Raw genomic sequence first — 3,675 nt, 5'->3', positions numbered from 1 at the left:
GGCGGCGGGCGCGGGCAGCGGCTTGTGACAGAGGCGGCCACGCTGGAGGAGGACATCGAAGGTGCGCTGCGCGAGGCGAAATCCACCTTCGGCTCGGAGGGCGTTCTGCTGGAACGTTTCCTGCCAGAGGCGCGCCATGTCGAAGTGCAGATCGCGGGCGACGGCAAGGGGCATGTGGTACACTTGTTCGAACGCGACTGTACGCTCCAGCGCCGGCACCAAAAGGTCATCGAAGAGGCCCCTGCCTGGGGTCTGCCGCGTGCGCTTCTGGACAAAATCGGGCAAGACGCGGTGCGACTGGGCGAGACGCTCGACTATCGCGGCCTGGGCACGGTGGAGTTCCTGGTTGTGGGGGACGAATATTACTTTCTCGAGGTTAACCCCCGGATCCAGGTGGAACACCCCGTCACCGAGGCGATCACCGGCCTGGACCTAGTCTCGCTTCACCTGCGCATTGCCGAAGGTGCGGGCCTTGGTTTCACGCAGGGGAATCTGAAGATCACCGGTCACGCGGTCGAGGCACGGCTTTACGCCGAAGACCCGGCGATGCAATTCGCCCCCTCGACGGGCACGCTGACCACACTGAGCCTGCCCGATGGGTTACGCATCGACAGCGGCGTTAAAGAAGGCGACACGGTCACGCCCTATTACGATCCCATGATCGCCAAGCTGGTCGTTCACGCGCCCGACCGCGAAACGGCATTGGCACGGCTGGCGACGGCTCTGGACCATGTTGCGGTGGAGGGCGTGCAAACCAACCGTGCCTTCCTGTCGGCGCTGGCGCGGAACCCGGAATTCGCGCAGATGCAGGTTCATACGCGCTGGATCGACGGTCGTATCGACGTGTTGACACAGCCTCGCACCCTGTCCCGTCCCGAGCTCTGGAAGGCGGCCGCCGCCATTCTCTTCGTGGCAACGCCACGCCGCGATACAGATGCCGACCCCTGGACCAATCGCAACACCTTCACTGGCTGGCGCCTCGGTCTCGGGGACGACGTGCTCGAAGCGGGACAACGCGTGTCGCTCACGGACTCTGCAGGCATATCCGAGGAATTATGCGTCGGCCCCGTCAAACCCGGAGACCGGTACACCGTCCTGTCGGAAAACTACGATGCAATGACACTGGCGGCGCGTGAAATCACGGCGGGCCGCTGGTGCCTGAGCGAGGGCGATACTGTCCTTTTGATCGACGCACGGCGGCACGCCGGGGTGATCGAGATGGATACACCCGAGGGCCGCCTGATCTTCCATCCGGCCGCTCCGCTGGATTTCGTCGGCGGCGATGCTGCGGCGGATCGCGCTGTGGCCTCTCCGCTGACCGGGGTGATCGTCGAGATCAACGTGACTGAGGGTCAGTCCGTGGCCGAAGGCGACGTGGTCGCGGTCATGGAATCCATGAAACTTGAAATCTCGATCCGCACTGCCGCAGCCGGTATCGCCAGCAATATATCCGTCTCGAAAGGGGACATGGTCGATCGCGGCCAGGTCATAGCCGAGATCCTGCAATACGAGGAGTGATGAAATGAGCGACTTTCCAAAATTCGTCGAATTTCGTGAGGAAGGCCCGCGCGAGGGTTTTCAGATCGAAAAGAAGATTTATCCTATCGAACAGCGAGTCGAACTGATCGACATGCTCAGCGAGACCGGGTTGAAACGCATTCAGGTCGGCAGCTTTGTCAGCCCGAAATACGTGCCTCAGATGGCCGACACCGGGGAGCTGTTCCAGCGTATCAACCGTAAACCCGGCGTCAAATACACCTCGCTCTGGCTGAACGACAAGGGCTTCCGAAAAGCGATGGCCGCGCATGAGGTCGATATCGACCCGCGTCTGCTGTTCTACCCTTCCGAGGCTTTTGCCCGATCAAATAACAACTGTTCATCCGCCGAAATGCGCGAGAGACAGCGCGACTGGGTCCGGCTTTACAAGGAAGAAGGCTACACGGTTGACGCCGCCTATGTGATGACGGCTTTTGGCTGTAACCTGGACGGCCCCATTCCGCAAGAACGCATCCTCGACGATTTCCGCTTTATCCTGCAACTTTGCGAGGAAGAGCAGATTCCTGTTCCCGTCCTCGTGATGGCCGACACAATGGGCTGGGGCAATCCTGAAGCGGTCAAACGCATGATCGGCGCCCTGCGCGAAATGGCCCCCGACGCGCGGATCGGCATGCACATTCATGACACGCGCGGGCTTGGCGTCGCTAATCTGTATGCCGCGCTGTCGATGGGAGTGGATATGTTCGAGGGCTCTGTCGCCGGGCTTGGCGGCTGTCCGTTCGCGGGTCACGGCCATGCCCGCGCCGCCGGCAATGTCTGCACCGAAGACGCGGTTTTTCTGTGCCACGAGCTTGGCATCGATACCGGGATTGACCTGGACAAGCTGATCGAAGCGGCGCTAAAGGCCGAAGAGATCATCGGCGCACCGCTTATGGGACGGGTCATGCATACCGGCGGTCTCGACAAATTCCGCAAGACAAAATGAGGCGCATTAATAACGCGGGGCAGCGTCTCCTGCCAGACGGGCGGGGCGGCAGGACTGGCCACCAGCGTCCTGTCGCCACCCTCGTCCTGTCTGTCGATAGGTAAGCAATGGCCGGCTTGTCGGGGTCTGGTTATTTGTCGAAACCCCATTCAGCTCGTTCGAGGATGGTTCTAGCCATTGCAATGACCGGGGCATCGACCATCTGGCCATCTACCTTGAACGCCCCGCCACCAGATCGGGCGACCTCCATGACCTTGCGGGCCCATTCAACCTGATCGGGGTCCGGCGAAAATCCGGCTTGCACCGGAGCAATCTGCTGGGGGTGGATGCACAGCATGCCGCCAAACCCCATATTACGGGCCCGGCGCGCACGGGAGAGCACTGCTTCCTCGTCATCGAAAACCGGGAAAACAGTGTCAATGGGTGCCAGCAATCCAGCTGCGCGGGAACTGACCAGCAGCTGATAACGGCACTGATCCATAACCATCTCTGCGGCGCCGGTATTAACTTCGAGGCCGAGGTCATCGCTGAGGTCCAAACCACCGTAGCTCAGTCGCTCAACCTCTGGCACCGCGGCGATTTCGTTGAGGGCAACCAGACCACGTGCTGATTCGATCAGAGGGATGATGCTCTTCCCGGCCCCAGCGACAACCCGGACATCCTCCGCTGATTCGGCCTTTGGCAACATAATGCCGACGACATTGGCGTGGCGTGCACACAGTGCCAGATCCGCCTCGAAGCCTGCAGTGCCCCGGGCATTGATACGCACGAAGATCAGTGCCCCATCGTGGCCACGAAGGAACGCATCCAGAGAGTCGCGCGCGGAGTCCTTGGCAGCCGCAGGAACCGCGTCCTCCAGGTCCACAATGACCGCACCGGCATCGCTTGCGATCGCCTTGGGGATGCGCTCCGGTCGGGAGGCCGGCACGAAGAGCATGGTTTTCAAATCTCTGCCTATCATGGTCAGGTTCCTGTTTTCAGTGTTGCGTTGGCGTCAGATCACGCCATCACGTTCAAATTGGTCGATTCGGTCGGGAGAGTAGCCAAGCTGCTGGAGAATGGCGGCCTTGTGCTCGCCGACGGCTGGCACGCCGGAGACCGCTTCCGGAAAATAGAGTCCAGGGACCTTCAGTGCAGGTATCGACCCCACCGGAGTTGCCACATCGAGCCAACGATCTCGGGCCGTCAGCTGC

The 3,675-nt window shown here is 61.2% G+C and carries 3 protein-coding genes and 1 pseudogene; 2 read left to right on the top strand and 2 right to left on the bottom strand.

Going from position 1 to position 3,675, the window contains the following annotated elements; translation table 11 throughout:
* Positions 1-1,518 (top strand): biotin/lipoyl-containing protein (locus B4E36_RS02075; RefSeq protein WP_345899915.1); only part of this gene is annotated, 1,518 nt, incomplete at its 5' end.
* Positions 1,519-1,522: 4 nt separating this feature from the next.
* Positions 1,523-2,482, top strand: a complete 960-nt coding sequence (locus B4E36_RS02070; RefSeq protein WP_062363157.1) for a hydroxymethylglutaryl-CoA lyase — start codon at positions 1,523-1,525, stop codon at positions 2,480-2,482.
* 130 nt (positions 2,483-2,612) lie between these two features.
* On the opposite strand, the gene B4E36_RS02065 is transcribed toward B4E36_RS02070, so the two are convergent.
* Together B4E36_RS02065 and B4E36_RS02060 are read right to left on the bottom strand one after the other, a co-directional pair.
* The gene (locus B4E36_RS02065; RefSeq protein ID WP_062363156.1) at positions 2,613-3,443 is read right to left on the bottom strand and encodes an HpcH/HpaI aldolase/citrate lyase family protein; all 831 of its coding nucleotides are present in this window, start codon (positions 3,441-3,443) and stop codon (positions 2,613-2,615) included.
* A gap of 33 nt (positions 3,444-3,476) precedes the next feature.
* Positions 3,477-3,675 (bottom strand): annotated as a pseudogene (locus B4E36_RS02060) (hypothetical protein); the annotation flags it as partial.

Source organism: Martelella sp. UBA3392, assembly GCF_002358775.1.
Taxonomy (GTDB): domain Bacteria; phylum Pseudomonadota; class Alphaproteobacteria; order Rhizobiales; family Rhizobiaceae; genus Martelella; species Martelella mediterranea.
The sequence above is the reverse complement of the archived record's forward strand: the minus strand, read 5'-3'. Positions and strand labels throughout refer to the sequence as shown.